Raw genomic sequence first — 26568 nt, 5'->3', positions numbered from 1 at the left:
AACGTTTGTTCAACGGTTTTTGCGCTACAACGTGATTTCTGTATCGAATCGACATCAACCGAGAACAAAAAAGACCCAAACAGTAAGAGGCAGGGCGAATGGGTGTGCCTACGGGCAGCGTCGGTCTGGCAGGGGTCGCAATGTTCTCGCCCTCTATCTGCCTATGCACCCAAGTCTGATCCGGCCCATCCAACTTCGATTACTCGGGGAATTCGACATCGCCGTGGCCAACGTCAATGGCCGACGCGCACTCAGCTATAGCAAGCCCAAGCTTTTGCTGGCGATGTTGGCGCTGGCACAAGGGAAACCCTATTCCCGGGCGGAATTGGCCAACATCCTGTGGCCGGCCGACCTGAAAGATGGTCGCGCCAACCTGCGCCATGCGTTATTTGTGCTGCGCCGCCTGTTCGAACCGGTGCCCGATGCCTGGATATCCACCGCCAGCACCCTGGCGTTGAACCCCGAAGTGATCATGGTGGACGTGCTGGCCATCATTGGCGCCGCCGGCTACGAGTCGCTGACGCTGGAACAGCGCCTGGACTACGACCGCGGCAATTTTCTGGAGTACACCGATCTGCCGGAAAGCGGATCGTTCACTGCCTGGAAGACCAGCTGGCAATCGCGCATCGAGCGTGACGTCTCGGAATGCCGCAGCGCGCTGCTGGCCCGGCTGGCGGAAGCGGGTCTGCAGGAACAAGCGCTGGATACCGCCAAGAAATGGGTGCACATCCACCCGGAAGACGAGGGCGCCCACCGCCACCTGATCCGCCTGCTGCTGGATGCGGGCAACCGTGAAGCGGCCATGCTGGCTTACCAGCATTGCGTGGGGATCATGCGCGAACGCTTCGACAGCGAGCCCGCCGAGCAGACGCGCGCCCTGGTCGAGACCATGCTGCCTACGGCCGAACTCGACTCGCTACGGCCGCTCGAGCAGCGCCAGTATCAGCCACTTGCCGTGTTAGCGGTATCTTTATCGCTGGACGAGTCGGACGACTATCCCGAACAGTCCCTGCAAAGCCTGCAGACAGCGCGCAAGCATTTGCTCGAGTTGGCGCGCAGCGAAGGGGCCAACGTGTTGGTCGGCGCCGACAGCAGCCTGGCGATCGTGTTCGGCTATCCCAAACTGGCCGAGCGCCCGGCCCATGCGGCGGGCAAGCTCGCCTGCGCCATCCGGGCCTTGTCCTTGCCCGCCGGCGTGCGGGTGGGCATGGGCATACACGCCGACATCTCGCTGGTGCAGTCGACGGTGCGGCCCGACGCCGGTGCGCTGGTAAGCCAGCGCGCCATGCGGCTGGCCTACCTGGCCGACAGCGGCGAAATCCTGATCAGCGCGCCGGCCCGCGATCGCCTGGCCGGCGACTTCGCCACGCGCGCCGAAAAACGCCATGGGCGCAATCTGTGCGTGCTGGAATCCCAGCTCGAAGCCAAGGTGGTGCGGCGCATGTTCGGCCGGGTACGCGAATTCGACAGCCTGGTCCGCCTGTGGGCCCACCTGCCGGTCGCCCAAACGCCCACCGCGATGATGGTGCGCGGCGAAGCCGGCATCGGCAAGTCGCTGCTGACCGGGGTCATGGCGGAATATGTGCGCCACACCGGCGGCGACGTCTACCTGCTCGCCTGTCACGAGGGCCATGACCATACGCCGTTCTACGCCGTGCGCGAATACATCATGCGGCGGCTGTCGCTGGAGTGGGGCGGCATCCACGGCGCGCTCGATTCGCCCGAGTACCAGGGGCAACTGGTCGATACGGTCTGTCAGCGCGTGGGGCTGGAGGCCTCGGTGCGCGACAGCCTGCGCCGCGTGCTGTTTCCGGAACAAGAGCGCAGGGCATCCAGCGACCTGTCGCGCTCGACCTTGATGCAGGCGCTGGCGGCCATCCTGACTCACCGCAGCCAGGCGCAACGGCCCTTGCTGCTGGCCTGGGAAGACCTGCACTGGGCAGACCATTCCAGCCTGGCGTTGCTCCAACTGCTGGCGCAGCAGGAACAGCCCGCGCCGACAATGATCCTGATGACCGCGCGGGACGGCTTCAATTGCCCGTGGCCCGCCCATGAACTGGTGCTCAAGCCGCTGGAACGCCAGGCCATTGCCGAACTGGTGGCGCACCGCGCCCGGGGGCAGCGTCTGTCGCCCAAGCTGCGCGCGCGCATCGTGGACGACGCCGACGGCATACCGCTCTACGCGGAAGAAATGGTCCGCCAGGTGATGCTGGGCGCCGATATTGGCGTCACGCCCATCATCGCGGACCTGATAGCCGCCCGCCTGTCGGACCTGGAACCGGCCACGCGAAGGCTGGCGCAGTTCGCCGCAGTGGCGGGGCACGTGGACGAAGCATTGATGGCACGCGCCGCCCAGGAGGTCGGCGTGCCGCCCGAGGGCATGCCTGAAGTCCTGCGCGAGCTGCGCCAGCGCGGCTTGATAGAAGAGGGCATGCCTGCCAATTTCCGCCACGCGCTGGTGCGCGACGCGATCTATCACACTCTCAGTCCCGGCCAGCGGCGCATGCAGCACCACAGCGTGGCCAACTACCTGATCGAACTGGGGCCGCGCGCCGAACCCGTCGAATCGGCTTACATTGCCCGGCATCTCGAAATGGCCCAGCACCCCGACGCTTCGCACTGGTGGTGCCTGGCCGCCCGCGATGCGCTGGCGCAGTCCGGGATGACCGAGGCGCACGCGCTGACCGAACGCGCCTTGCTGGCGCTGCGCTACATTGCTGATGTGCCGATGCGCCGCAAGATCGAACTGGATGTGCAGTTGCTGCGCGGTTCGGTGTTCACCGCGCTCAAGGGGGGCGGGGCGGCCGAGACTTCGCAGGCCTATGCGCGCACCGCCGAACTTCAGCAGAGCAACGACGACCCGAATACGCAGTTCTTATTGCTATGGGGCGTCTGGACGGTAGCGTTGAGCACCCGCACGCATGCGGAGACTCTGCAGCAGGCCAATCGTCTGTGCCGCTATGCCGAGCAGACCGGCGACAGCGCCTTGCTGGGCAGGGCGCAGTACGCATGCGGCTTCAGTCACTTACTGACCGGCGACCTCGTCGCCGCCGAACGGTGGCTGCGCACGAGCATACAAAGCCTGGGCGGGCACCCCGATTACTCCATGCGCTTCGCCCGCTGGGGCGCGGATGGCGTCTGTGCGGCCAAGGCGGTGCTGGGCTGGGTGCTGACCCTGCAAGGACGCGAGGACGAAGGCCTGCGCTGGGCCAATGCCGGCCTGACCGACGCGGACAAACTGAACCACCTGGCCAGCCGCGTGCTTTGCCTAGCCATGCTGGGCGAAGTCCATCGCCAGCGCGGCGACGACGAGCAGGCTTTGCAGGCCGCGGATGCCGTGCGCGCCGCGGCGAACAGCGGTGATTTTGCGCTGTGGTACGGCCTGGCCGATGGTTTGGCGGGCTGGGTACGTGCGCGCCGTGGCGAGCGGGGCGCGCTGGACGAAATACAGCGCGCCATCGACGCCTCGCGCACCGGCATGCCGGTGCTGCAGTCCGCGCTCGAGTTGCTGCTGGCCGGCGCGTATCTGGAGCAGGACCAGCCCGAACGGGCCTGCAGCGCCGTGCGGCGCGCGGCCGAGGCCATGGACCGGTTTGGCAGCCTGTTCATGCGCGGCGATTACCTTTGCCTGCTGGGCAACATGGCCGCCCGCCAGGGCCAACTCGCCAAGGCTCGCGAACACTGGCAGACGGCGGTCGCCGAAAGCCGCCGGCTGGGCCTGACGCTGGCCGCGCGCAAGGCAGAGGCCCGCCTGAATAGTTCCTCACAGCAGGCCGCGTAGGTGCCGGCGAAGTTCAGGCCGGGGAGGGCGCCACGCCGCACCATTGCGCAATGAACAGCGCAATGGTCTTGGTAATGAGCCGGACGGATTCGATATGCACGCGCTCATCGAAACCGTGGATATCGAGCGATTTCGGGCCATATACCAGGGTGGGCATATTGCCGTAGATCACGAACACGCGGGCATCGAGGTAACCCGGCGTCGTGAAGCTTTCCAGATCGCTCTGGAAGGCCAGCCGGTGGCATTGCTGCAGGGTGTTTTCGGCGTCGCTGCCTTCTTCCAGCACATAGCCTTCGGCATAGAAACCCGTGTAGGTAACCTGCGGCGGGGTTCCGCCCAGGCGTGGATCGGAAGCGGCCTCGCGCAGGCAGGCATCGATCTCGGCGCGCGCCTCGTCGGCCGTGGTGCCCGGATAAATAGCCGCCCGCACATCGAATTCGCACCAGGGCGGAACCGTCGAAGGCCAGTCTCCGCCTTCGATCTTTCCAATATTGAAATTGATGGGGTGATCGAGATGCTCGAAATGGCGGTGGCAATGATGCTCACCGTTCCATTTGGTTTCGATGCGGCGCAGCGCCTCGATTGCCGCATAGGCCGCGTCGATGGCATTGAAGCCGTTGCCCATTTCCCGGGTATGCATGGGCCGGCCCTGCACGCGCACCTTGAACCACAGCACGCCGACATTGGCGCGCACCAGCATGTTTTCCTCGGGCTCGGGAATGATCACGGCGTCGGCCCGGTAACCGCGCAGCAACGCGGCCAGCGCGCCGTTGCCGGTGCATTCTTCTTCCACCACCGACTGAAAATAAATCGGCGCGGCTGGCGCGTAGCCGGCCGCGCGCACGGCGTCGTAGGCAAACAAGTTGGCGACCAACCCCGCTTTCATGTCGGCCGCGCCGCGGCCATACATCCAGCCGTCGACAATGGCGGGGTCCCACGGAGAACGGCTCCACATGCCGGCCGGGCCGGTGGGCACGACATCGATGTGCCCATTCAGGATCAGCGAGCGGCCGGTTTGCTGTTCCGGCCGGTAGGCGCCCACGACATTGAACGCGTTTTCGTAGGAAACCGTCACGGGGCCGAAGCCCGGATGCGATTCGATATCTTTGACGTCGATCTGCCAGCGATCCATGGTGAAGCCACGCTTGCGCATCGCTTCATATAGAAAGTCCTGGGCCGTGTGTTCCTGTTCGCGCAGCGACGGAATGCGCACCAGATCCTGGGTAAAGGCGAGTTGCGCGTCGAAGCGCGCATCGACCGCCTGCAGAATGCGCTGGACCTGTTCTTCGGTCAGCGCGGAGGGAATACCGTTTTGCGTCATGCCGAGCTCCTTCAATGAATGGCTAGCGTTATGCCTCCAGGCTGGACATTAAGTCAATTTATGCTTTCTAATAATTGACTTAAATTCAGTTAATATGTTCCCGATTTATCTGTCAAATAGCCGTATTTTCGGCCAATTACCGCGTATATTCATCGATATTACCGTCATGCCTGTTCCCATCGTGCCCGATCCGCGCTCCAGCGAGCGGCTGGACTGGAATCTGCTGCGAACCTTCCTGGTCATCGTCCAGGAGCGCAGCATCAGCGGCGCCGCGGCCAAGCTGCACCTGACCCAATCAGCCGTCAGCCAGGCGCTGAAACGCCTGGAAGACCAGCTCGGACGGCGGCTTATCGAACGGCATAACGTGGCGTTTACGGTTACCAATGCGGGCGAAGAAGCGTGCAGGGCGGCTGAACTCATCCACGGGAATGTGTCGCAGCTATTGGCGGACGTCTCGCAAACGGAAGCCGAAGCCACAGGGCGCATCCGACTGTTGGTTGCCAGCCGGATCCATTCCACGGTGTACGACAACTTTTGGGCCGATTTCCATCATCGGCACCCGCGCATCGAAGTGCAGCTCGACGTGTTGCCGAGCAGCGAGATCGTCACGCTGATACAGCAGCGGGCGGCCACCGCCGGCATCGCGCTGTGCCGGCAAATGCCCAGGCGGCTGGAGAGCAAAATCTTCCTGCAGCAGCGCTACGCGCTGTTCTGCGGCCGAAACCATGCGCTATTCGGCAAACAGGACGTCCGCATCGACGATCTGCTGGGAGAGAACTTCGTTTCCTTCGCCAGCGATGCGCTGGGTGACAGCCTTTCGCCGCTGACCATTTTTCGCGACCAGCGGGGGTTTTCCGGCCGCATCGTGGCGTCGTCGACGCAGCACGACGAGGTCAAGCGGTTGCTGATCGCGGGTTTTGGCATCGGCTGCCTGCCTGAGCACAGCGTGCAGGCAGATATCGAACAGGGGCGCCTGTGGCGCTTGCCGCCGGGCGAAGGCGTGTGCACCGTGGATCTTCATTTGCTGTGGCACCGGGACGCGCAGCCGACCCAGGCGGAAATGGCGTTCTTGAAGCATTTCAGGGACTACATCGACGGCCATTCCATGGCCGAGCGGCTGGTCTGCGTCGGCGCCTGAATTGCGCATAATGTATATTATGTAAAGTTACTGATATGGGCGGAACTTCCCTTTCCGCAATGACATTGCCCCCCAAGCCAATAAACGCCCGCCCATCGCATGCCACACCCGCGGACCGATCGCTGCTGAGCTACACCCAGGGCGCCGCCAGCCCTTCCGTGCGCAGCGCACGCTGCACTGCCGGCCGGGCCAGCACGCGCTGCAGATAGGCGCCAAGCCCGGGAAGATCGCGCGCGGGCCGGGCATGGCCGCGCGTCCAGCGGCAGAGCATCATGGCGAACGGGTCCAGCACGGTGTACTGCTCGCCCAGGAACCAAGGGCCGCCGGACTTTTCCAGGTGAGCTTGCATCTGGTCCAGCAGGCCGGCAATTTTCGCTTCGGCATGGGCTTTTATTTGCCCTGCCGCAGCCGCGTTGCCCTCGTCCACCCATCGCTCGGGGTAGAAATACGCCAGCAGGGTCGCTTGCATGGTGTTGGTGAACCACATCAGCCATTTGTAGAGCTGTGCCCGCTGCGGCGTGCCGCATGCGGGCGCGAGCTTCGTTTCCGGATGCCGGTCGGCCAGGTGCAGGCAGATGGCCGCGCTTTCGTACAGCACCATGTCGCCATCGACCAGCACGGGAATCAGGCCATTGGGATTCAGCTTGAGATAGTCTGCAGACTTGTGGGCGTCTTGCTCGCGATCGACGAATGCGAGCTCGAAGGGCTGCCCGATTTCCTCGAGCAGGCAATGCGGCGCCATGCTGGCGTTGCCGGGAAAATAAAAAAGCTTCGTCACGGATTTGGCCATCGGGTATCGAGGTAGGGTCAGAGTGCGGGATCAGTGCCGGGTCTGGGAAATGGCCTTCCACTGCCCATCGGCCTGGCGGCAGAACCAGAACTCCCATTCTTCGCGGTTTAGGCCGCGCTCGAGCTGGGCATGCAGCAAGCGGCACGGCAGGCCGTTTTGCTGCCGCGAACCGTCGGCATACAGCTTGCCCGACACCGGGGTGCGGCCGGCCAGCGGGCTGGTCCAGAGCGTGGTTTCGTTGTCTTGCGGGTTGGCGAGCACCTTGGAAGCCGCCTGGTTGAACGACACGGATTCGGCCCGCTTCAACGACCCGTAGATCGAGTCTGTCGAAAACGCGCTGTAGGCCTGCGCCCAGGCAGTTCCGCCGACGCCGAGCAATACGGGCAGCAGGAAGCGGGCAAGGCGTCGACTCGACATCGCCATCATGGCTCTCCAATCAAGGTTCAACAGAACACGAACACCATGAACTGCACCATGAACTGCACGGAACACGGCCGTGCCTGCGCAGGCACGGCCGTCCAGGCAGGACTATCCGTGGATGATAATGGAAAGTGCCGGAGCGGTGGCGCAAGGTTTGAGCTTGCCCGCAAAAAATGGATCCCTTGCTGAGTGTGTAAAACTCACGCAAGGAGGGAGGAAAGATGGGTAATCCGAGAGCTCGATATACGCAGGAATTCATGCTGGAAGCCGTGCGCATGGTCCGCGGCGGCCAGAGCATGGCGGCGGTGGCGAAGATACTGGGCATCAGCCCGAAGACGCTGCACAACTGGGTGAAGGCCGATGCCGCTGGGAAGCTGAACGGCGCAGGCAAACAGGTTTCTCCAGAACAGATGGAGATTGCCCGGCTGCGCGCGGAGTTGGCACGCGTGAAGATGGAGCGCGACATATTGGGAAAAGCCACGGCGTACTTTGCGAAGGTGTCGGCATGAAGTACGCCTGGATCGAGCTTCACAGCCGACAATGGCCGGTGTCCCTGAGCTGCCAGGTGCTGGGTGTCAGCCCCAGCGGTTACCACGCGCGCAAGGTGCGGGATGTCGATACTGACCGACCGCGCCGACGCATCAGCAACGACGCTCTGCTGGTGCACATCAAGGCCGTGCACGCTGAATCCAAAGGCGAGTACGGCTGGCCGCGCGTGTGGAAGCAACTGCTGGTCCAGGGCATTCGCGTCAGCAAGGATCGTGTCCAGCGGCTCATGAAGCTGCACGGCATCAAGGCGAAGACCAAACGCCGGTTCAAGGTCACGACCGACAGCAAACACAGCCTGCCGGTCGCACCGGACCTGCTGCAACGAGACTTCTCTCCCGCGCGTCCCGACCAGGTCTGGACTACGGACATCACGTACATCTGGACGGACGAGGGTTGGCTGTTTCTGACCGTCATTCTCGACCTGTTCAGCCGTCAGGTGGTGGGCTGGTCGATGCAGCCGCACATGCGCACGGAGCTGGTGTCTGATGCGCTGCGTATGGCGTGGTTTCGCCGCCGTCCGCAAGCGGGCCTGATCCTCCACAGTGACCGTGGCAGCCAGTATTGCAGTCATGACTTCCAGGACCTGCTCAAGGGCTACGGCATGCGCAGTCGATGAGCCGTCGAGGCAATTGCTGGGACAACGCACCGACCGAGAGCCTGTGGGGATCGCTCAAGCGTGCACGCATCCTCGGCCAGCGCTTTGCAACGCGTCGCGAAGCGATGGACGAGGTAATCGACTGGTTGAGCTTCTACAATCATTCGCGCTTGCACTCGACGTTGGGCTACGTCAGCCCGATGCAATTCGAGCGGGACTGGTACGCCGCCCAGAACCAACGGGTGGCATAATCTCGCTCAGTTAAGGGATCCGAAATTCGCGGGCAACGTCAGTTTGCGCCGGTCCCCTACTTCGCCAGCAATCCTTCCCGTTCCAGCAATTTCCGGTTGCCGCTGGCCTCGGTCTGCAGTTCGCGCTTGAAGTCGTCGCCGTCCAGGTAGGCCGGGTTGAGCCTCAGGTTGCCCAGCGCCTGCTTGAAGCCCTGGCTGTGCACCGCCGTCTTGCAGGCCTGGCCCAGCGTGCGCCGTGCCTGGCCGTCCAACCCCGCCGGCGCGATCAACCCGCCGCCGATCGACCGGTGCACCGGGTAGCCCAGCTCCGCCAGCGTCGGCGTGTCGGGCGCCTCGTTCTGACGCGCATCGGCCGCCACGGCCAGGCGCCGCAGGTTATGCGCGGTGGCGACGGCGTTGGTGCCGAAATAGAGATCCACATGGCCGCCCAGCAAGTCGGTAATGGCGGGCGCCTCGCCCTGGTAGGGAATGTGGCGGATGTCGACTCCGGCCGCCGCGGTAAAGTCCAGGGCGGCCAGATGCGGTAGCGAGCCCGGGCCCACCGTCGCGTAGTTCAGCCGGCCCGGATTTTGCTTCGCATAGGCCACCAGCGCTTTGGCGGTCTTGAATTCCGAACCCTGGGTCACCAGCATGAAAACCGGCGCATCGTAGGCGCGGCACAGATAGGTGACGGAATCCATGCTGTACGGAACACGCCGCATCTGCGGCAGCGTGGTCAGGCCCGCCACCGACACGAAGCCTACATGGTAGCCGTCGGGCTTGGCGCTGGATATCGCGCCGATTCCAATTGCGCCGCCCGCGCCAGCGCGGTTTTCGACCACCATTGGCTGCTTCAGCGATTCTGTCATCGCCTGGCCCAGGGCGCGCGCGGTCAGGTCGGTGGCGCCGCCAGGGGGAAAATTGACGATCAGGGTGATAGGTTGGTGTGGATACGTATCGGCCTGCGCCGGCGGGTGTACAGCGGCCGTGGCCATTGCCAGTAAGGACAGCACCTTCGCCATGTTGTGCATGTTGGTACCCCTTGTCTCGTTGTGTTGACGATTGGTATGGCCAGTACGCTCCCTATGCTCGATGGGCCACGAACTTGGTGCAAAGGTAGGCTTGCAGCCCTTCGATGCCGCCCTCGCTGCCATACCCGCTCTCCTTTACTCCACCAAACGGGGCTTCCGCAAGAGAAATCGCCGGCGTGTTGATGCCCACCATGCCAGCCTGCAGGCCGTCGGCCACCGCCATGGCCGTGGCGGCCGAGCGCGTGAAGGCATACGCCGCCAGTCCGTAAGGCACGTCATTGGCCCGCCCGATGACTTCATCTACCGTATCGAAGGCGGCCACCGGGGCGATGGGCCCGAAGGTTTCTTCGGACATGGCCCGGGCCGCGTCGGGCATGCCGGCCAGGATGGTCGGCTGCCAGAAATAGCCCGCCCCGGCGTGGCGCCTTCCGCCGGCGGCCACCCGTGCGCCGTGCTGCATTGCATCATCAATAAAACCAGGCATAGCCTCCAGGCGGCGCGCGTTGGCCAGCGGACCCATGCGGGTATCGGCGGCCAGCCCGTTACCGACTTTCAGGCTGGCGACATGGGCCTGGAACTGCTCCATGAAGCGCCCCAGGGCCTGGCGCTGCACGTAGAAGCGCGAGGCCGCCACACAGACCTGGCCGGCATTGCGAAAGCGCGATGCCGCGCATACTGCCACCGCCTCGTCGATGTCGGCGTCGTCGAACACAATGGCGGGAGCCAGCCCGCCCAGCTCCATGGTGCAGCGCTTGGCGCCATGCAACGCCGCCAGCGCGGCCAACTGCTTGCCCACGGCGGTAGACCCGGTAAACGTGATCTTGCGTATCTCCCGCGCGCGGATCAGGTGCCCGGAGACCTCCGCCGGCTGGCCGAACACCACGTTCAGCACGCCGGCGGGCAGGCCCGCATCCATGCAGGCGCGCGCCAGTTCCAGGGCGGTGGCCGGGGTTTCCTCGGCCGGCTTGATCACGCACGTGCAGCCGGCGGCCAGCGCGCCCGCGATCTTGCGCGCCGGCGTCAGCGCGGGGAAGTTCCAGGGCGTGAACGCCGCCACCGGGCCGACCGGCTCGTGCAGCACCCATTGCCGGGTCTGGGCCTGGCGCGCGGGAATCACCCGCCCATACAGACGGCGCGATTCCTGCGCATACCATTCGAATATCTCCGCCGCGCCCGTGACTTCGCCGCGCGACTCTGCCAGCGGCTTGCCCTGCTCCAGCGTCAGGATATGCGCGATCAGCTCGGCGCGTTCGCGCATCAGTTGCGCCGCCTGGGCCAGCACGCGGCTGCGCTCGATGGCCGGCGTGCGCGACCATGTCTTGAACGCATCATGCGCGGCCTGCGCGGCCCGGTCGAGCTCGCCCGCCGCGGCCAGCGGCAGTTCGCCCAGCACCCGCAGCGTTGCGGGATCGATCACCGGCTGCATGCCTGCCGCGCCCCGGGTCAGCCATTCTCCGTCGATCAGCATGCCCAGCGCGCCAAACCGTGCGCCGGCCTCGTCCAGTATGGTCATGCGAGTCTCCCTGAGTGTCGGCAAGCCATGGTGATCAGGCCCGGGCCTTCGGCAGCGGGCTGTCGTCCGCCAGTTCCTGCATGGATTGCACCAGTTGCAGCAGCAGGTCGGCGCGCACCTGCGCGACATCGGGATCCGACCAACGATTGTGCAGTTCCAGCGGGTCGGCCCGCAGGTCGTACAGTTCGCCCCACTCCACGCCGCGGTACACCGTCAGCCGCCATCCGCCGGTCACCAGGGTGCGCATCCGCACCGGGCGGTCGAATCCCATGAAGGCGCGCTGGTTGTCCTCTTCAACGATGATGGCGGGCCGCAGATCCGATACCTGCCCCTGCATCAGCGGCATGAGGTCGCAGCCCTGCATGCCGTGAAAGCCTTGCAGGCCGGCTCGCGCCAGGATGGTGCGGGCGATGTCGATAGTGCCGGCCAGCGCCGGCGACGATGTTCCGCCACGCACCTTGCGTTGCGGGTCGCACCAGATGAACGGGACGCGGATCAGGCCGTCGTAATGAATGGGCCCCTTGAACATGAGCTGGTGGTCGCCCATGTAGTCGCCGTGGTCGCTGGTGAATATGACCACGGTGTTGTGCAGCAGGTTGCGCCGCTCAAGCGTCGCCAGGATCTCGCCCACCGCGTCGTCGATCATGGTGATCGAGCCGTAGGTAAGCGCCAGCGCCTCGCGCACGTCGGTCTCGCTTACCGCCTGCAGCATCCATGATTCCCGGTTGGCGCGCCCTTCGTCCCGCTCTTTCAGCAAGTGCCGCAACGGCGGCGGGGGCTCGCCGATATTCGGGCGGCAGGCAGCCGGCAACGGCATCTGGCGCGGATCGTACATGTCCCAGTACTTGCCTGGCGGGGTGAACGGGTGGTGCGGGTCGTTAAACGAACACTGAAGAAAAAAGGGGCGCCCGCCCTGCCCTGCGTCGGCCTGGCGCTCCAGAAAACTGATTGCCTGTTCCTTGATATACGTAGTGGAATACAGGGCTTCGGGAACCGCCGTGCGCCATGCCTGCAAGGCCGAGATGCCCTGTTGCGGCAACGCATTGCTCGGCCCCACCAGCCGGTCGGCGTGGGCATGCCGCTGCTCGCGCCAACGTCCATAATGGCCGTGCGCGCCGTCCGCATGCATCATCGTCAGGTGCACTTCCTCGAATCCGTAATAAGGCAGCGTCAGATCGTGCTCGGGGTCCTGCTGCCATTTCAGGATGCTTTCCTGGTCGTAGCGGCCATCGTCGCCATGCCAGGCATCGGCCAGCCGCGCGGGCGGCGGCGCGCCCTCGCCGTCGGCGGACTTCAGAATCGGCAGGTCGCCGGTCATGGGCTGCAGGTGGATTTTTCCGCTGCATGCCGTCAGGTACCCGGCCTCGCGCAGCAGTTCGACGAAGGTCGTGGCCTGCAGCGACAGCGGGATGCCGTTTGAGCGCACTTTGTGCAACGACGGCATGCGCCCCGTCATCAAGGTGGCGCGATTCGGCATGCACGCCGGGTTCGCCACGTAGAACCGCTCGGACCGCCAGCCGCGGCGCGCCAGCGAATCGATGTGGGGGGTGCGCACAATGGGGTTGCCGTAGCACCCGAGGTGATCGGCGCGATGCTGGTCAGTGATGATGAACAGGAAATTCGGCTGCATGGTCATTCCATTCGGAAAAAACATACCCAGGAGCCTGCGCTGGCACAGGCCCCGGGTAACAGCGTGAAGGGTGTTGCGGGCGTCGCCGCGTCAACAGGCGATCTTGCGGCTCTCGCTGCGGTGCAGCCAGTTGTCCAGCAACAGCCCCACCGGAATCATCTTCGGAATGACGACGCCGGAAAAAAGCTGCAATTGCCCGCGGAACTGCAATTCGACCCGGGCATCGGGCGCCTGCATGCGCAGCGGGTGCAGGCGCGCCTGCCTGGCTACCGAGTCCAGCGCGGTTTCGCGCAACCTGAGCAGAAGCCCGTCCTGGTTCCACGGGGTCAACCAGGCCTCGACCGCCCCCAGGAACTGCGGCCAGACCGCAAGGTGCCGGTACAGCCCGGCCACCGTCCTGGGTTCGGTGTATTCGCCCAGCCGGTTCAGGCGCCGCACCCGCGCCATCACCTCGGGCGTCAGGTCAGCCAGGTCTGGCATGGGCGGCAAGACGGCGGACGGCGCGGGAGCGCGCGTGGCCCGGGCATGGTCGCGGACCGCCCACGGCTGGTTTGCCGCCGACCGGCCCACCCCGGGCTGGCGCAGCAGATGGGTAAAGCACACCAGGTTCATGCGGTTGGCGAGTTCATAACTTTGCACCACCCGCGCCGCTTCCCGCTTTTGCCTGAGCGGCACCGCCACAATTGCCGGCAGCGATGCCGGCCTGGCCGCATCCAGCACACGCTGCACATCGCGCCGCAGCATCTCGGCCTGGCGCGCCACGGCGCCCGACAGCAGATGCGGCCGCACCGACAACCAGGCCCATTCCAGGGCTTCCGGCATGACCGCCAACTGGCGATAAATGGTGTTCACTACCGGTACCCGCAGCGTGGCGCGAATGTCGGCGTAAATATCGCCGACCCTGCCGCGCGCGCCTGCTTCCGGAACTTCCGCCAGCGCCGTCATGTCGTCTCTCCCTGGCGCTGCGCGCCCGGCCGGGGATGGAGTTTCTGCCGGCCCGGCGCGGCCTCAGCGCCTTTCTTTGTTTGGGCTGATTCTAGGAAAGGCCCTACAGGCGGAAAAGCAGATAATAGGCATCGCACTCATCGCAAATTGAGATCGATGAGCGGCCAGGCGTGATCTACGCGCGCTTGCGCGTGCGGCGCGGCCCGGGCTGCGCGGGCGGCTCGGCGTCGATGAACGCCTGCAGCAAGCGGATGGTGCTGTCTATGACGAACTGCGTGGCCGGCGATTGCGGGCGCGCCTTGGGCGTGGCGATGACCAGGGTGCGCAGAATGGGCGGATCCACGATGTGGGCCAGCGAAACCTTGCCGGCCTTCAGTTCGCGGTGAAAGCCCATGCGGGCCAGCATGGTATAGCCCAGGCCTTGGCGCACCAGGTCGATCATTTCGGCGAAGGCGTCGACTTCGACGCGGATCTGCAAGTCGACGTTCTCGCGCGCTGCCGCCTGGCGGATCAGCATGCTGATGCCATGCTTGGCGCCGGGCGTGATCAAGGGATAGTTGCCCAGCTCGCGCAGGGGAACTTCCGCGTCCGCCTTGAACTTGCCCGCCGCCCCGACCAGGTAGATGGGCTCTTGCCCGATGACCGAGGTATTGAGGCCGGCCTTGGGCATTACGTCGAACAGCACCGCGATATCCAGCCGCCCCGAGTGCAGCCATTCCAGTAGATGCCCGCTCATGCCCTCGATGATGCGCAGCGCCACCTTGGGCATGGCCTGACCGACCGCTTCGAGCAACGGGCGGATGAGAATGGGGCTGACCGTGGCGGGAATGCCCAGCACGACCTCGCCGAAGGGCTCGGCGCCCAGCGACATGATTTCCTGCCTGGCCTGCTCGAACTGCCGCAGGATATTGCGTCCGTGCTCGAGCAGCAGCGCGCCTTGCGGCGTGGCCTCCACGCCCTGCTTGCTGCGGGTGAGCAGGCGCACGCCGAGCTCATCTTCCAGGTTGCGCATGTGGCGGCTGAGCGCCGACTGGGCAATGTGCAAGGCTTGCGCGGCATGCGTGAGGCTGCCGACTTCGAGCGTCTTGACGAAATACCGCAGTTGCCGGCTATCCATACAGAAATACCAATATGTGATGGATGTGTCGCCGATTATCGGCTTTTCCGCATGGAAAGTCTCCCCTGCCATCGCGCTGACTGGGCGTATCCCGGCTTTGATTGACAACCGGCCGGGGGGTGCCGATACTCTGCACGACCTTTCTCCGCGCCGGTCGCGCGCAATCCTGGAGTCGTTGTCATGAAAATTACCCGGTCAGGTTCCATCGCGAGGCCCGCGCTCTTTGCCGCCATGCTGCTGTCTGGCGCTGCCGCCTGTTGGTCTCCGGCTGCCCGGGCGGCCTCCGCGGCCGAGATCGCGCGCGACTCCACCCAGGCGCTGCGGCAGCTGCAAGCCTCGGAGCCCAAGGCGCGCGCGCTTGCCGAAAAAGCGGTGGCGGTGCTGGTCTTTCCCAAGATCGTCAAGGCCGGCATGCTAGTGGGCGGCGAAAACGGCGATGGCGCGCTGCTCAAGAAAGGCCGCGTCGAAGCCTACTATGATCTTTCCGGCGCATCGTTCGGGCTGCAGGCCGGCATCCAGACCTTCAGCTACGCCCTCTTCTTCATGAACGAGCAGGCGCTCCAGTACCTGGACCGCAGCGACGGCTGGGCCCTGGGCGCGGCGCCCAACGTGGTGGTGATCAACAAGGGCGCCGCCGCCAGCATGAGCACCACCACCCTGACGCAAGACGTCTACGCCATTCCGTTCGGGCAAGAAGGCCTGATGGCCGGCATCGGCCTGGAAGGCACCAAGATCACGCGCATTCATCCGCAATAGGCTGCCCCCGCGCTTCGGCCGGCCGATGGCCATGAATGCCGTCACGGCTACACCGGCGCGACCCGGGTACGGCCGCCTTGCGTAATGACCTGCACGCGCTGGCCCACGAACACCGGCACGTCGGCTTCCTGCACGATGACGCGGGTCTCGCCGCTGTCGAGCCGCAGCGTGATTTCCACCCCCTGCCTGCGGCTGCGGGCGTTTTCCGCCGCGTTGCCCGCCATCGCGCCGCCTATGGCGCCTGCGGTGGTGGTAAGCCGCCGCCCCGAACCGCCACCCACGGCGCTGCCTGCCACCGCGCCGAGCACGCCGCCCGCGGCGGCGCCCAGGCCGGTGGTGCTGTCTGCCTGTATAACGACCGGGCGTACGCCGGTTACCTGGGCCAGCACCACGGTCTGGGCCCGCTGGGTTTGCTCGAAGGTATAAAGCCTGGAAGATGCCTGATGATTTGCGCACCCGGCCAGGCCGCAAGCCGCGGCCAGCGCCACGGCGCCGGCCAGGCTGGCATTGCTGTGCTTGTACATGATTCGCTCCGCAATAATGACAAAGCTCATACGAGGCCGGCGCGGCTAACGGCCGGGCCGGATCGTGGCAGGCGTGGGCGTGGGCACGATGGCCTGGGTGGGCGCGGCCTGTGGTCTGAGCGGAATCGGATTGCCCGCGCCGTCTTCCATGCGTATGGGGCGGCCGTTTAAAAATATGGCCCGCCGCGCGCTCCAGCCGATAGGATCCTGGTCCACGGCATCGTAGGCCGCGACCTCGAAATCGTATTCCCAGCCGTACTTCGGCTGGCCTTGCGCGTCGGTGTAGCTGATCTTTTTCACCGACTCCTGGTAGCCCTTGTCGCGATACGAAACGTAGCGGGTGGCAGGCAGCGTGTCGCGGTACTGCGTCATCAACTCGTACAGGTCGTGCTCGCTCGGCGCTGTTCCATAGCGCGCGGAGTCGCCCTGAGAGCCTGCCGTAGACGCGCAGCCCGCCAGCAATGCCACCGGCACGAGAAAGAGAATTTTTTTCATGGACGATGCTCCTTGAAAAAGCCTGCGTTGCTGCTGGGAAAAATAGCGCAAGGGCTAGAGGCGCATTCCCCCGCTGACAAGCCCCCACAACCCGGCCGCGCAGCCCAGCGCCACGATGCCGAGAATGAGCCACTCGAACGGCGCGAACACCGTTTGCCCCTGCTCGCGCCGGGCAAGAATGAACAGGACGGTGCCCGGCGCATAGATCAATGACGACAGCACAAAGTAGTCAAGGCCCGCCGCCAGGATCATTGCGCTGGCATAAGCCGTGGCCAGCGCCGCCACGCACAACTCGAACTTGCGCTGGCGGGTCCAGCCGCCATGGCTTTCACCGCGGCAGGTCAGCAACAGGCCGAAACCCGCCACGAAGAAATACGGCACCAGGCTCATCGAGCCGGCCATGGTCTTGATGAGCAGGAAGGTGTCCTGGGTGAACAGCGTGCCAACCAGGAAGAGCTGCACGACGCCGTTGCTCAGCCACAGCGCCCGGTCGGGCACGCCATGGCGGTTCTGGCGCGCCAGGAAGGCCGGCATGACGCCGGCGCGGGCGGCCGCGTGCAACACTTCGGCCGCGAGCAATATCCAGGACAAATACGCGCCGGCAACCGACACCATCAGGCCCGAGCTGACCAGCACGGCTCCCCAGGGCCCCACGGCCGCCCGCAGCACGCCCGCCATAGACGGATTGCGCAACCCGGCCAGCTCCGCGCGGGGCAGTATCCCGTACGACAACAGCGTGACCGAGACCAGCAGCAATAGCACCAGCAGAAACCCGGCAACCGTGGCAACCGCGACGTCATCGGGGCGCCTGGCGTAACGGGAATAAACGCTGGCGCCCTCCACGCCCAGGAATACGAACACGGTTACCAGCATCGTGCCGCGGATCTGCCCGAGCAGGCTGCCATTTTCCGCGCCGGCCGCCGCGCGCAGGTTCTCGTTCAGCACATTCATGTCGAGCGCGAACGCGACACAGACAATAAAGATGATGATGGGCACGATCTTGGCGATGGTGACCACGGTGTTCATCCCGGCCGCCTGGCGGATGCCGCGCAAAATGGCGAAATGCGTGGCCCACAGCAATACCGATGACGTCAGAACGGCGGAAACGGTGTCACCGTCGCCGAAGAACGGAAACACCGCGCCCAGCGTGGCCTTGAACACCACAAAGTAGCTGACGTTGCCCAGGCACGCCGCGGTCCAGTAGCCCAACGCGGCCAGAAAGCCGATGTATCGTCCGAAACCTGCCTGGGCATACGCGAAAATGCCGGCATCCAGGTCGGGCCGCCGGCGCGCCAGGAACTGGAACACCATGGCCAGCGTCAACATGCCGGACCCGGCAATGCCCCAGGCCGCCAGCCCGCCCTGCGGGCCGGTGTGGCGCGCGAACACGCCGGGCAGCGAGAATATCCCGGCGCCCACCATCGAGCCCACCACCATGGCCGTCAGGGCCACGCGGGAAAGCCTGGCGGTTTCCATGCTAGTCGCAGGCGTCGCGCGCAATCGGGCATGTCATACAGTGCCCGCCGCCCCGCCCTCTTCCCAGTTCGGCCCCCACGATGGTGACGACCTCGATGCCGGCCTTGCGCAGCAAGGTGTTGGTGTAGACATTGCGGTCATAGGCGAACACTACGCCCGGCGCCGCGCACACCAGGTTCGCGCCGCTGTCCCACTGCGTGCGCTCGCGCATATAGGCGTTGCCACCGGTCTCGACGACACGCATTTTTTTCACGCCCAGCGCCTGGCCAATTACCTCGGTCAGCGAACCCTTGTCTTTGTGCAGATCCAGCTCGCCGGGCTTGCTGCCCGGGCGGTACGAGTACGCCTGGATGTGATTTACGATATCCGGATACACCAGCAGACAGTCGCGGTCGGCGAAAGTCAGCACCGTGTCCAGGTGCATGGCGGCGCGCAGCTTTGGCATCGCGGCCACAATGATCCGGTCGGCCGCGCCGCGCTCGAACAGCCTGGCCGCCACCTGGCTGATGGCCTGGCGCGAAGTGCGTTCGCTCATGCCGATCAGCACATTGCGCTTGCCGATGGGCATGACGTCGCCGCCCTCCAGCGTGGCGAGCCCGTGGTCGACCAGGGGGTCGCCCCACCACACATTCACCGCGCCGGCGAACATCGGGTGGAAGTTGTAGATGGCGGCCGCCAGGATCGTTTCTTCATGACGGGCCGGCCAATACAGCGCGTTGAGCGTGACCCCGCCGTATATCCAGCAAGTGGTGTCGCGCGTATACAAGGTATTGGGCAGCGGCGGCAACAAGTACTCGGTGACGCCAGCCGCTTCCCTGATCAGCTGCAACTGTTCGCCGCCGATGGACTCGGGAAACTCGAAGGTGGACAGGCCACCAATGAGCGTTTCCGCCAACTGGCGCGCAGGCAGCCCGTCGAGGTAACCGCGGATTTCGTTCAACAGGCCCAGGCCGACCTGGTCTGCCACCACCTGGTTGTCCAGTATCCACTTCCTGGCTTCAGGGTTGGCCGCGGTTTCGGTCAGCAGGTTGTGCATCTCCAGCACATTCACGCCGCGGTCCCGCATCTTGGTCATGAAATCGAAATGATCTCTCTTGGCATTGTCTACCCACATCACATCGTCGAAGAGCAGCGCGTCGCAATTGGAAGGGGTCAGGCGCTCATGGGCACGCCCGGGGGCGCACACCATTACGGTGCGCAGCTGGCCGACTTCGGAATGAACGCCAAATTCAATGGTTTCAGACATGATCAACTCCCTGTTAGATCGCGATCCAGCCACGCACCAATCCAATGATGGCCGCAATGCAGCCTATCCACGCCACGACGAACACAGCCAGCTCGAATCCGGTGAACAGACGCTGCCCCTGTTCGCGGCGCGCCCAGTAGTACAGAGCCGACCCGGGCGCATACAACAGTGCGGAAAGCAGCACGAACTTCAGGCCTCCCGCATAAATCATGAAAGCGGTGTAGAAGGCCGCGATACCGGCCAGCACCAGGTCGCGGTTGCGGCCGGCTGCGCCTTCATAGGTTTCGCCCCGCCGCGCCAGCATGAAGCCGAACGCGGCCACCAGGAAGTACGGGATCAGCGACATGGCGCTGGTCAGGCTTAGCATCAGCGCAAACGCATCGTTGGACCAGTACGTGCTGATCACGAACAACTGGACGATGATGTTGGTCAGCCACAGCGCCGCGGCAGGCACGCCGTTCTTGTTTTCGCGGGCGAATATGCGCGGCATGTCCCGGTTCTTCGACGCGGCGAACAGCACTTCCGCGCAAATCAGCGACCAGGCCAGATAGGCGCCCAGCACCGATATCAACAGCCCCGCGCTGATGAATATGGCCCCCCAGGGGCCTGCCACGGCGGACAGCACGCCGGCCATCGAGGGCTGGCGCAGGGCCGCGATATCGCCTTGCGCCATCACCGCGTAGGGCAGCAGCGATACCAGTACCATCAGCACCAGCGCGCAAACAAAGCCGATCAGCGTGGCCACCCCGACATGAGAGCGTCGCGACGCATAGCGCGAATAGACGCTCGCCCCTTCAATGCCCAGGAAAACGAACACTGTCACCAGCATCGTCAGCCGCACCTGCTCGAACAGGCTCGCGCCGCCGCTGCCTTGCGCCCCCCAAAGGTTGGAGCGGAACAGGTCAAGCTTGAACGCAAACAGCAGCACCACGATGAACAGCAGAATCGGGATCACCTTGGCCACGGTGACGACGGCGTTGATGAACGCCGCCTGCTGCACGCCGCGCAGAATCAGGAAATGGAACAGCCAGATGCCCACCGACGCGGCGGCAATAGCAGTAACGGTATTGCCATCGCCGAATACCGGAAAAAACGCGCCCAGGGTCGACTTGATCAGCACCCAGTACGACACGTTGCCGATGCAGCTTCCTATCCAGTACCCGAACGCGGATAGAAAACCCAGATAGTCGCCGAAGCCCGCCTTTGCGTAGGCAAAGACGCCGGCATCCAGGTCGGGCTTGCGCTCGGCCAGGCTCTGGAATACCCGCGCCAGGGTGTACATTCCGCCGCCCGCAATGCCCCAGGCGATGACCGCCCCGACGACGCCCGTCGCGCCGCCGAAGGTGCGGGGCAGCGAAAAAATTCCGGCGCCTATCATCGAACCCACCACCATTCCTGTCAGGGCCATCAGCCCGAATTTCTTGTTGGCACTGTGTTCCATCGTTCACCTCGGCTGAAGAAGTAAGCACAGACATGGGTGCGCCCTGCGCGCCCGCCCCTACTCGCAGGCCTGCCGCCGGCCACGGGCGCGCGGCAGCACGCCTTGCCGTTTCGCGGCCGGCGACATGGCGCCGAAAACCGCCGTCGCCGTAATCAGCAACGGCACGCCGATAAAGGTGCCGGGAATTCCCCACACCAGCCCCCAAAAGAAAACCGCCAGCATCACCATCAGGGGCGACAGAGAAAAAGCACTGCCCGCCAGCCTGGGCTCGAGATAGCACCCGTAGATCACCTGGATGAAATTCAGGCTCAGGAACACCGCCAGGCTGGCCTGCAGCGACTCGTACTGCACATAGGCGAACAGCGCCGGGAACACCGTGGCGACCAGCGGCCCCAGAAACGGGATGTAGTTGAGCAGGAAGGCCAGCCCGCCCCATGCCGACGCCAGCTCCAGCCCGGCGTAGATCGTGAACAGCCAGACGCTCAGGCCGGTCAGCACGCTGGCTACCGTACGGATGATCATGTAACGGCGCAGCTTGGCCGCCACCTCGGCAGCCGCGGCGGTCCAGCGCCGGCCGCGGCTGGCGCCCAGCGCCTTGCGCAGACGGCCGGGCGCTTCGTCCAGCTCAAACAGGCCCAGCGCCACGAAAATGATCGTCAGGAATGACAGCCCGAGCATGCTGTTAATCTTGAGCGCCAGCTCTTGCACGGCGCGCAGCAGCCATGCGGCATTGACGTTGTCCACGAACAAGCGCAACACCATGCCGCCGTGGCGGTGCATGCCCTCGGTTTCCATGCTGAGCAGGCGCTGGAACCGGCCGGCATTGCCGAAGATCCACTGGGCGATCAGGCCAAAGCCCCATCCTGCCAGCAACAGGAACGCCGCCACGCACCCGGCTGTCACGGCCAGGGTCAGTATTGACGCAAGCGGCGCCGGCATGCGCCCGGCCAGCGCACGCTGCAGCGGCGCCACCAGCGCGATCGTGAACAGCGCAAAGGCCAGCGGAATGAACACAGGGCTGGCCAGGTACAACAGGCCCAGCACGAGAATGCCGGCGATGACGCGCAACGACAGCCGCTGCTCGGCGCCGCCGGGTGGGTCCGTGGAGCAGGCGGGCAGCAGGCGCCTCATCGCGGGATCAATCCGTCGATCCGTTCCAGCAGGTATGCATAGAACGGGTTGGAAGTCAGGCGAGCCAGCGAATCCATGCCGACCACGAACACGCCGACCTCTCCGCGCATTGACATCGCCCCCAGGCTGATGCCGAACTCTTCAATATTGTCGGGATGCTGCCCGTACAGCGCGTCGGTGGGCGGAAACGGCAGCGCCACGTGCGACAGCGAATAGATTTCGCGCGGATAGCGCATGCCGATGGGCCGGTCGGTGATGTCGGTCGTACCGGCCTCGGTGACGCGCTCGATCATGTCGTTGGATGACGGGCTGGCGTTGGTGATGATGGTGAGCCGGTAATTGCGCCGCTCGCCGGGCAGCGTGCCCGCCAGCGCCCACTCCACGCCGCGCCGGAACAAGGGCCCGAGCTTGGTGGCGCGGTTCAAGTCGAACAGCACCAGCTCGCTGCCGTTCTCCGGCAGCCGCGCATACAGCGCGTTGATCAGGGCGCGGGTGCTGACCGTGAAATCCAGCACCGAGTGAAAGCTGATGATGGGCGGCAACCGCGCCAGGCTGCCGTCGCGCTGGCGCGCCAGCACCTCGCCCTGCAGCGCCTGGGTAAGTTCATACGATTGCCGGGCCGCATTGATGGGAAACGAGTTGTACTTGAACGGGTTGAACTCGGGCACGATGCTCAGCCACGCGGCTTTGGCGAATGCCGGCAGGATGGCGGGCAACCCGGCCAGGCCGGCGAACCGAGCAAACCGCGTAATGCCAATCATGGGCGAGATCAGGATCAGGCGATCGGGCGGTGCCAGGCCGGGGTTGCCGATGGCCTCCAGGGCATACATCAGCGCCAACGCCCCGCCGTTCGAAAACCCCACGATGTGCAGCGGGCGGGGCGCGGGCACCCGGCGGCGCGCTTCCCGCACGGCCAGCCGCGTGGCGGCCGCCCAGTCTTGCCAGGCTGTATCCGTCAGCGAACCCGGCACGGTGCCGTGGCCCGGCAGCCGGATTGCCACCACCACGTATCCCACTGACCGATAATGCGCGGCGATATGCCTCAAGCTGTAGGGCGAATCCGTCAGGCCATGCAGCAGCACCACCACGCCGGCCGGTTCGCCAGCGGGCGTCAGCACATATGAGCGGTTCCAATCGTGCGCGAAATGATCTGGGTTGACGCGCGAGCCCTCGAAGTACCGGTTGCTGTCGACCTGTTCGTCCTCGCTGAGCTGGGCGCTGACGTTCTGCCGCACCATGGCGAACAGCTTTTCTTCATGGGCAAGATATTGCTGCCACGAGCTGTGGTCGAGCTTCTCAGCGTGCCATTCGTCAGGCACATAGGTATGCCAGGGAGCAAGCGGAGGGCTTTGCTGGATGTTGTAAACCCGAACCGCCAGCAGCGTCACCACTACGATCGCCAGCGTCAATCCGCAGACCTTGAAAACTCTCTTCAACACCCTTTTCATTTCCGCCTTCCTTTCCACGGAATGCCGAATCTAAGGGCGCAACTCAGCGCGACTGCACCGATACCCAGGACGGGACGCCAGGAAAGGGAACGTCGTTCAGGATGTCTTTGCGGGACATGAGAACCATGCGCGTAGCCTGCTCCCGACCGCCAGCTTCATAGATATCGCGGCTGAATCCGCCGCCACCCGCTACGTTGAATTCTTGATTCTTGCGGACGTTCTGCAGCAATCCTCGACGGGTGGATCAACGACGCAGGCCCGTTGCGAAATACCTGGCGGCCTGCTCCTACCTGCTCATATGTCCCGCGGATTTGATCTGATGGTGAAGCAGCACATCAACTGTGGTACCACTTTAAGTACCGCGATGCCGGCGCGCAAGCTTTGCGATGTTTTTCTACATTTTTTTACGCAGCGGTTGGCAGCGCATCTGAGTTAGAATTTACTTTAATGTTTTTACTTTAACTATGTACTCTATATATTTGTTTTATTTGAATAATATTTCATTATAATCAAGCTGGTTCACCCAGGAACGGCGTTCGAAAGCCGATAGGCGCGGTGTAAACTGCCCCGACTATCTTGCGTAAAAGGCAACCCATGCGTCTGCTCATAGCTTTGCTGCTGCCCTGGCTGGGCTTTTTCACCATCGGCCGGCCCATTGCGGGCATCATTTGCCTGATCCTGCAAATTACGCTCATTGGCTGGATTCCGGCGGCAATCTGGGCGGTATACGCGCTGAGCCAATACAACACCGACAAGAAAATCAAAGAAGCCCTGCAGTCCCGCTGAACGCGGAACAGCGTCGAACAGAGACCCACGTTCCATGGAATTCATCATTCCCAGCACTGCCAACCTGGCATTGTTCGTGGGCGCCGCCCTGGTTCTACTGGTCATTCCCGGCCCGGCGGTGCTCTACATCATTACGCAATCCGTCGAGCAAGGCCGCAAGGCTGGCCTGGTGTCGGACCTGGGCATCCACACGGCCACGCTGGTGCACGTGGTCGCTGCCGCGCTGGGATTGTCGGCCTTGCTGGCGTCGTCGGCGTTGGCATTCAGCATCGTTAAGTACGCCGGGGCCGCTTACCTGATCTGGCTGGGCCTGAAGAAAATCTGCACCCGGCCCGCGGCCGCGGCCATCGACGCGCCACGCATGCAACGGCGCTATGGCCGGCTGTTCCGCGACGGGTTCATCGTCAACCTGCTCAACCCCAAGACGGCGCTGTTCTTCCTTGCCTTCCTGCCGCAGTTCGTCGACGTGGGCCGTGGCCACGTGGCCTCGCAAGTGGTTTTTCTGGGCCTGGTCTTCACGCTGCTGGGCCTGGCCAGCGACGCCTGCTATGCATTGGCAGCCAGCGCCGCCGGCCGCTGGCTGCGCCGCAGCCGCGGCTACTTGCAATTCGAGCGCTATGTGGGCGGCGCCATGCTGATCGGGCTGGGCGTCACGGCGGCCCTGGCGGGCAACCACAAAAAATAGCCGCGCGCCGCAAGCTGTGTAGAATGGCGGCTGGGTGTCGGCCGCAACCTGCGGCAAGACAGGTTCATTGCGCTGGTCGGGCCGCCACGCAGGATACCTGCGTCATGACCCGACACCACTCCGCTCCCCGGAACCTGCCGCGCGCGCAACTGTATGCCGAGCGCGCATTCGCCACCCTGGAACGTTTTCTGCACGTGGAAGCCGTCAGCGGCGCCGTGCTGCTGGCCGCCGCCGCCATCGCGCTGGTCTGGGCCAATTCCGCCTTTGCCCATAGCTACCACGCCCTGTGGCACGCTCCCCTGTCGTTCCGGCTGGGAAGTTATGAATTCGCCCAGCCGTTGCACTTCTGGATCAACGATGCGCTGATGACCCTGTTCTTCCTGGCCGTCGGCATGGAGATCCGCCGCGAGATCCATGAAGGCGCGCTCAGCAATTTCAGGCAGGCCGCCCTGCCCCTGGCCGCGGCGCTGGGCGGGGTCGTGGCGCCGGCGCTCATCTACCTGGCCTTCAACGGCCAAGCTCCGCGCAGCGCCGGATGGGCCGTGCCCACCGCGACCGACATCGCCTTCGCAGTGGGCGTGCTGGCCCTGCTGGGCCGCGCCATTCCCGGCAATGTACGCATCTTCCTGCTGGCACTGGCCATCATCGACGACATCATCGCGGTGCTGATCATCGCCTTCTTCTATTCGGGCGGTCTCGACTACAGCGGTTTTGCGGTGGCCGCATTGGGCATCGCGATAGTGCTGGGCCTGCAGCGCATCGGCATCGGCACGGCCTACGCCTATGTACTGCCCGGCGCCATAGTCTGGACCGGCCTGCTGATGACCGGGGCGCACCCGACGCTGGCCGGCGTGGTGCTGGGCCTGATGACGCCCGTGGTGCCCCGGCGCATGCGTGAACAGCCGCTGGAAATGATGTCGCGGGCGACCCGCGAACTGGCTGGCTGGTACCAGGCGCAACCCGCGGCGGAGTCAGGCGCGCCGACGCTACCGCTGCGGCAGTTGCGCGTGGCACAGCGTGAAATCCTGCCGCCCGTGGTGCGCGTGCAGGCCGCCCTGCACCCCTGGGTGGCCTACGCCATCATGCCGCTGTTTGCCCTGGCCAATGCCGGCGTCAGTCTGGATGGGGTCGATCTCGCGGCCGGCGGCTCGCATTGGGTAATGGCCGGCGTGGCGGGCGCCCTGATCGTCGGCAAGCCGGCGGGCGTCATAGCAATGAGCTGGCTGCTGGTGCGGCTGGGCTGGTGCCGGCTGCCGCCGGGCGTCACGTGGGGCGGCATCGTGCTGATCGGCCTGCTGGCGGGCGTGGGCTTCACGATGTCCATTTTCATTGCCATGCTGGCCTTTGCCGGCGACGCCAACATGCTGGGCGCGGCCAAGCTGGGCGTGCTGCTGGGCTCGCTGGCGACGGCGATGCTGGGCCTGGCCTGGGGGGCGATATACGCGCGCCGGTTGCGCGGCGCGTCCGCCACCCGGGGCACAGCCCAGGCGCCAGACTCCGCGCATTCCTGACGCCTGGCG

At 64.8% G+C, this 26568-nt stretch carries 21 protein-coding genes and 1 pseudogene; 7 read left to right on the top strand and 15 right to left on the bottom strand.

Annotated elements, in window-relative coordinates:
* The first annotated feature begins 223 nt into the window (after window positions 1-223).
* The gene (locus tag BPET_RS12360) at window positions 224-3781 is read left to right on the top strand and encodes an AAA family ATPase (protein ID WP_041862875.1); all 3558 of its coding nucleotides are present in this window, start codon (window positions 224-226) and stop codon (window positions 3779-3781) included.
* A gap of 13 nt (window positions 3782-3794) precedes the next feature.
* Here the strand turns inward: BPET_RS12360 and BPET_RS12355 are convergent, their stop codons facing one another.
* Complete coding sequence (locus BPET_RS12355) at window positions 3795-5102, bottom strand: ArgE/DapE family deacylase (RefSeq protein WP_012249352.1); 1308 nt, start codon at window positions 5100-5102, stop codon at window positions 3795-3797.
* 166 nt (window positions 5103-5268) lie between these two features.
* Between BPET_RS12355 and BPET_RS12350 the strand changes: the two genes are divergently transcribed.
* Window positions 5269-6240: a LysR family transcriptional regulator gene (locus BPET_RS12350; RefSeq protein ID WP_041863906.1), complete on the top strand. Its 972-nt coding sequence runs from the start codon at window positions 5269-5271 to the stop codon at window positions 6238-6240.
* Between the two features lie 130 nt (window positions 6241-6370).
* Here BPET_RS12350 and BPET_RS12345 read toward each other — a convergent pair whose 3' ends face one another.
* Window positions 6371-7030: a glutathione S-transferase family protein gene (locus BPET_RS12345; RefSeq protein ID WP_012249350.1), complete on the bottom strand. Its 660-nt coding sequence runs from the start codon at window positions 7028-7030 to the stop codon at window positions 6371-6373.
* A gap of 30 nt (window positions 7031-7060) precedes the next feature.
* Window positions 7061-7456, bottom strand: coding sequence for a hypothetical protein (locus BPET_RS25500; RefSeq protein ID WP_012249349.1), 396 nt, complete (start codon window positions 7454-7456; stop codon window positions 7061-7063).
* Window positions 7457-7671: 215 nt separating this feature from the next.
* Here BPET_RS25500 and BPET_RS12330 point away from each other — a divergent pair.
* Window positions 7672-8845: pseudogene (locus BPET_RS12330) on the top strand (IS3 family transposase).
* Between the two features lie 56 nt (window positions 8846-8901).
* On the opposite strand, the gene BPET_RS12325 reads toward BPET_RS12330, so the two are convergent.
* The 5 genes from BPET_RS12325 to BPET_RS12305 form a co-directional block, all read right to left on the bottom strand.
* On the bottom strand, window positions 8902-9855 hold the full coding sequence (locus BPET_RS12325) for a tripartite tricarboxylate transporter substrate binding protein (RefSeq protein WP_012249346.1): 954 nt from the start codon (window positions 9853-9855) through the stop codon (window positions 8902-8904).
* 52 nt (window positions 9856-9907) lie between these two features.
* A complete protein-coding gene (locus tag BPET_RS12320) occupies window positions 9908-11368 on the bottom strand; it encodes an NAD-dependent succinate-semialdehyde dehydrogenase (RefSeq protein WP_012249345.1) in 1461 nt (486 codons plus the stop codon).
* Window positions 11369-11402: 34 nt separating this feature from the next.
* Window positions 11403-12998, bottom strand: a complete 1596-nt coding sequence (locus BPET_RS12315) for a sulfatase family protein (RefSeq protein WP_041862874.1) — start codon at window positions 12996-12998, stop codon at window positions 11403-11405.
* A gap of 90 nt (window positions 12999-13088) precedes the next feature.
* Window positions 13089-13943, bottom strand: a complete 855-nt coding sequence (locus BPET_RS12310) for a halocarboxylic acid dehydrogenase DehI family protein (protein WP_012249343.1) — start codon at window positions 13941-13943, stop codon at window positions 13089-13091.
* A 175-nt stretch (window positions 13944-14118) separates the two neighbouring features.
* A complete protein-coding gene (locus BPET_RS12305) occupies window positions 14119-15060 on the bottom strand; it encodes a LysR family transcriptional regulator (protein ID WP_050978236.1) in 942 nt (313 codons plus the stop codon).
* 180 nt (window positions 15061-15240) lie between these two features.
* On the opposite strand from BPET_RS12305, the gene BPET_RS12300 reads away from it, so the two are divergent.
* Complete coding sequence (locus BPET_RS12300; RefSeq protein WP_012249341.1) at window positions 15241-15816, top strand: lipid-binding SYLF domain-containing protein; 576 nt, start codon at window positions 15241-15243, stop codon at window positions 15814-15816.
* 47 nt (window positions 15817-15863) lie between these two features.
* Here BPET_RS12300 and BPET_RS12295 read toward each other — a convergent pair whose 3' ends face one another.
* From BPET_RS12295 to BPET_RS12265, 7 genes are read right to left on the bottom strand one after another with little or no spacing between them, the layout of a single operon-like run.
* The gene (locus BPET_RS12295; protein ID WP_012249340.1) at window positions 15864-16340 is read right to left on the bottom strand and encodes an outer membrane lipoprotein; all 477 of its coding nucleotides are present in this window, start codon (window positions 16338-16340) and stop codon (window positions 15864-15866) included.
* Between the two features lie 45 nt (window positions 16341-16385).
* Window positions 16386-16835: a hypothetical protein gene (locus BPET_RS12290; RefSeq protein WP_012249339.1), complete on the bottom strand. Its 450-nt coding sequence runs from the start codon at window positions 16833-16835 to the stop codon at window positions 16386-16388.
* Between the two features lie 54 nt (window positions 16836-16889).
* The gene (locus BPET_RS12285) at window positions 16890-18311 is read right to left on the bottom strand and encodes a basic amino acid/polyamine antiporter (RefSeq protein WP_012249338.1); all 1422 of its coding nucleotides are present in this window, start codon (window positions 18309-18311) and stop codon (window positions 16890-16892) included.
* A 1-nt stretch (window position 18312) separates the two neighbouring features.
* Window positions 18313-19557, bottom strand: coding sequence for an arginine deiminase (locus tag BPET_RS12280; RefSeq protein WP_012249337.1), 1245 nt, complete (start codon window positions 19555-19557; stop codon window positions 18313-18315).
* A gap of 13 nt (window positions 19558-19570) precedes the next feature.
* Window positions 19571-20998 (bottom strand): basic amino acid/polyamine antiporter, encoded by a 1428-nt coding sequence (locus BPET_RS12275; protein ID WP_012249336.1) that lies wholly within the window; start codon window positions 20996-20998, stop codon window positions 19571-19573.
* A gap of 57 nt (window positions 20999-21055) precedes the next feature.
* Window positions 21056-22129, bottom strand: a complete 1074-nt coding sequence (locus BPET_RS12270; RefSeq protein ID WP_012249335.1) for an AI-2E family transporter — start codon at window positions 22127-22129, stop codon at window positions 21056-21058.
* Complete coding sequence (locus BPET_RS12265; protein WP_041863897.1) at window positions 22126-23568, bottom strand: alpha/beta hydrolase; 1443 nt, start codon at window positions 23566-23568, stop codon at window positions 22126-22128. Before BPET_RS12265 ends, BPET_RS12270 begins: the two co-directional genes overlap by 4 nt.
* 603 nt (window positions 23569-24171) lie before the next feature.
* Between BPET_RS12265 and BPET_RS12255 the strand changes: the two genes are divergently transcribed.
* From BPET_RS12255 to nhaA, 3 genes are all read left to right on the top strand, one after another.
* Entirely contained in the window at window positions 24172-24363 is a 192-nt protein-coding gene (locus tag BPET_RS12255; RefSeq protein WP_012249333.1) for a YqaE/Pmp3 family membrane protein, read from the top strand.
* Window positions 24364-24397: 34 nt separating this feature from the next.
* A complete protein-coding gene (locus BPET_RS12250) occupies window positions 24398-25048 on the top strand; it encodes a LysE family translocator (protein WP_012249332.1) in 651 nt (216 codons plus the stop codon).
* A gap of 104 nt (window positions 25049-25152) precedes the next feature.
* Window positions 25153-26559 carry a Na+/H+ antiporter NhaA gene (gene nhaA, locus BPET_RS12245; RefSeq protein ID WP_012249331.1) on the top strand — a complete coding sequence of 469 codons (1407 nt, stop codon included), beginning with the start codon at window positions 25153-25155 and terminating at the stop codon, window positions 26557-26559.
* The last annotated feature ends 9 nt before the right edge of the window (window positions 26560-26568 follow it).

Source organism: Bordetella petrii (assembly GCF_000067205.1).
Classification (GTDB): Bacteria; Pseudomonadota; Gammaproteobacteria; order Burkholderiales; family Burkholderiaceae_B; genus Bordetella_A; species Bordetella_A petrii.
This window is presented reverse-complemented; position numbering and strand designations above follow the sequence as displayed.

What these genes read in the sequence shown, in the direction of transcription:
- BPET_RS12350 (WP_041863906.1), top strand. Translation starts at nt 5,269, where the DNA reads ATGCCTGTTCCCATCGTGCCCGATCCGCGCTCCAGCGAGCGGCTGGAC.
- BPET_RS12355 (WP_012249352.1), bottom strand. Translation starts at nt 5,102, where the DNA reads ATGACGCAAAACGGTATTCCCTCCGCGCTGACCGAAGAACAGGTCCAG.
- BPET_RS12295 (WP_012249340.1), bottom strand. Translation starts at nt 16,340, where the DNA reads ATGTACAAGCACAGCAATGCCAGCCTGGCCGGCGCCGTGGCGCTGGCC.
- BPET_RS12280 (WP_012249337.1), bottom strand. Translation starts at nt 19,557, where the DNA reads ATGTCTGAAACCATTGAATTTGGCGTTCATTCCGAAGTCGGCCAGCTG.
- BPET_RS12325 (WP_012249346.1), bottom strand. Translation starts at nt 9,855, where the DNA reads ATGCACAACATGGCGAAGGTGCTGTCCTTACTGGCAATGGCCACGGCC.
- BPET_RS12305 (WP_050978236.1), bottom strand. Translation starts at nt 15,060, where the DNA reads ATGGATAGCCGGCAACTGCGGTATTTCGTCAAGACGCTCGAAGTCGGC.
- BPET_RS12250 (WP_012249332.1), top strand. Translation starts at nt 24,398, where the DNA reads ATGGAATTCATCATTCCCAGCACTGCCAACCTGGCATTGTTCGTGGGC.
- BPET_RS12275 (WP_012249336.1), bottom strand. Translation starts at nt 20,998, where the DNA reads ATGGAACACAGTGCCAACAAGAAATTCGGGCTGATGGCCCTGACAGGA.
- BPET_RS12345 (WP_012249350.1), bottom strand. Translation starts at nt 7,030, where the DNA reads ATGGCCAAATCCGTGACGAAGCTTTTTTATTTTCCCGGCAACGCCAGC.
- BPET_RS25500 (WP_012249349.1), bottom strand. Translation starts at nt 7,456, where the DNA reads ATGATGGCGATGTCGAGTCGACGCCTTGCCCGCTTCCTGCTGCCCGTA.
- BPET_RS12290 (WP_012249339.1), bottom strand. Translation starts at nt 16,835, where the DNA reads ATGAAAAAAATTCTCTTTCTCGTGCCGGTGGCATTGCTGGCGGGCTGC.
- BPET_RS12285 (WP_012249338.1), bottom strand. Translation starts at nt 18,311, where the DNA reads ATGGAAACCGCCAGGCTTTCCCGCGTGGCCCTGACGGCCATGGTGGTG.
- BPET_RS12270 (WP_012249335.1), bottom strand. Translation starts at nt 22,129, where the DNA reads ATGAGGCGCCTGCTGCCCGCCTGCTCCACGGACCCACCCGGCGGCGCC.
- BPET_RS12315 (WP_041862874.1), bottom strand. Translation starts at nt 12,998, where the DNA reads ATGCAGCCGAATTTCCTGTTCATCATCACTGACCAGCATCGCGCCGAT.
- BPET_RS12255 (WP_012249333.1), top strand. Translation starts at nt 24,172, where the DNA reads ATGCGTCTGCTCATAGCTTTGCTGCTGCCCTGGCTGGGCTTTTTCACC.
- BPET_RS12310 (WP_012249343.1), bottom strand. Translation starts at nt 13,943, where the DNA reads ATGACGGCGCTGGCGGAAGTTCCGGAAGCAGGCGCGCGCGGCAGGGTC.
- BPET_RS12300 (WP_012249341.1), top strand. Translation starts at nt 15,241, where the DNA reads ATGAAAATTACCCGGTCAGGTTCCATCGCGAGGCCCGCGCTCTTTGCC.
- nhaA (WP_012249331.1), top strand. Translation starts at nt 25,153, where the DNA reads ATGACCCGACACCACTCCGCTCCCCGGAACCTGCCGCGCGCGCAACTG.
- BPET_RS12320 (WP_012249345.1), bottom strand. Translation starts at nt 11,368, where the DNA reads ATGACCATACTGGACGAGGCCGGCGCACGGTTTGGCGCGCTGGGCATG.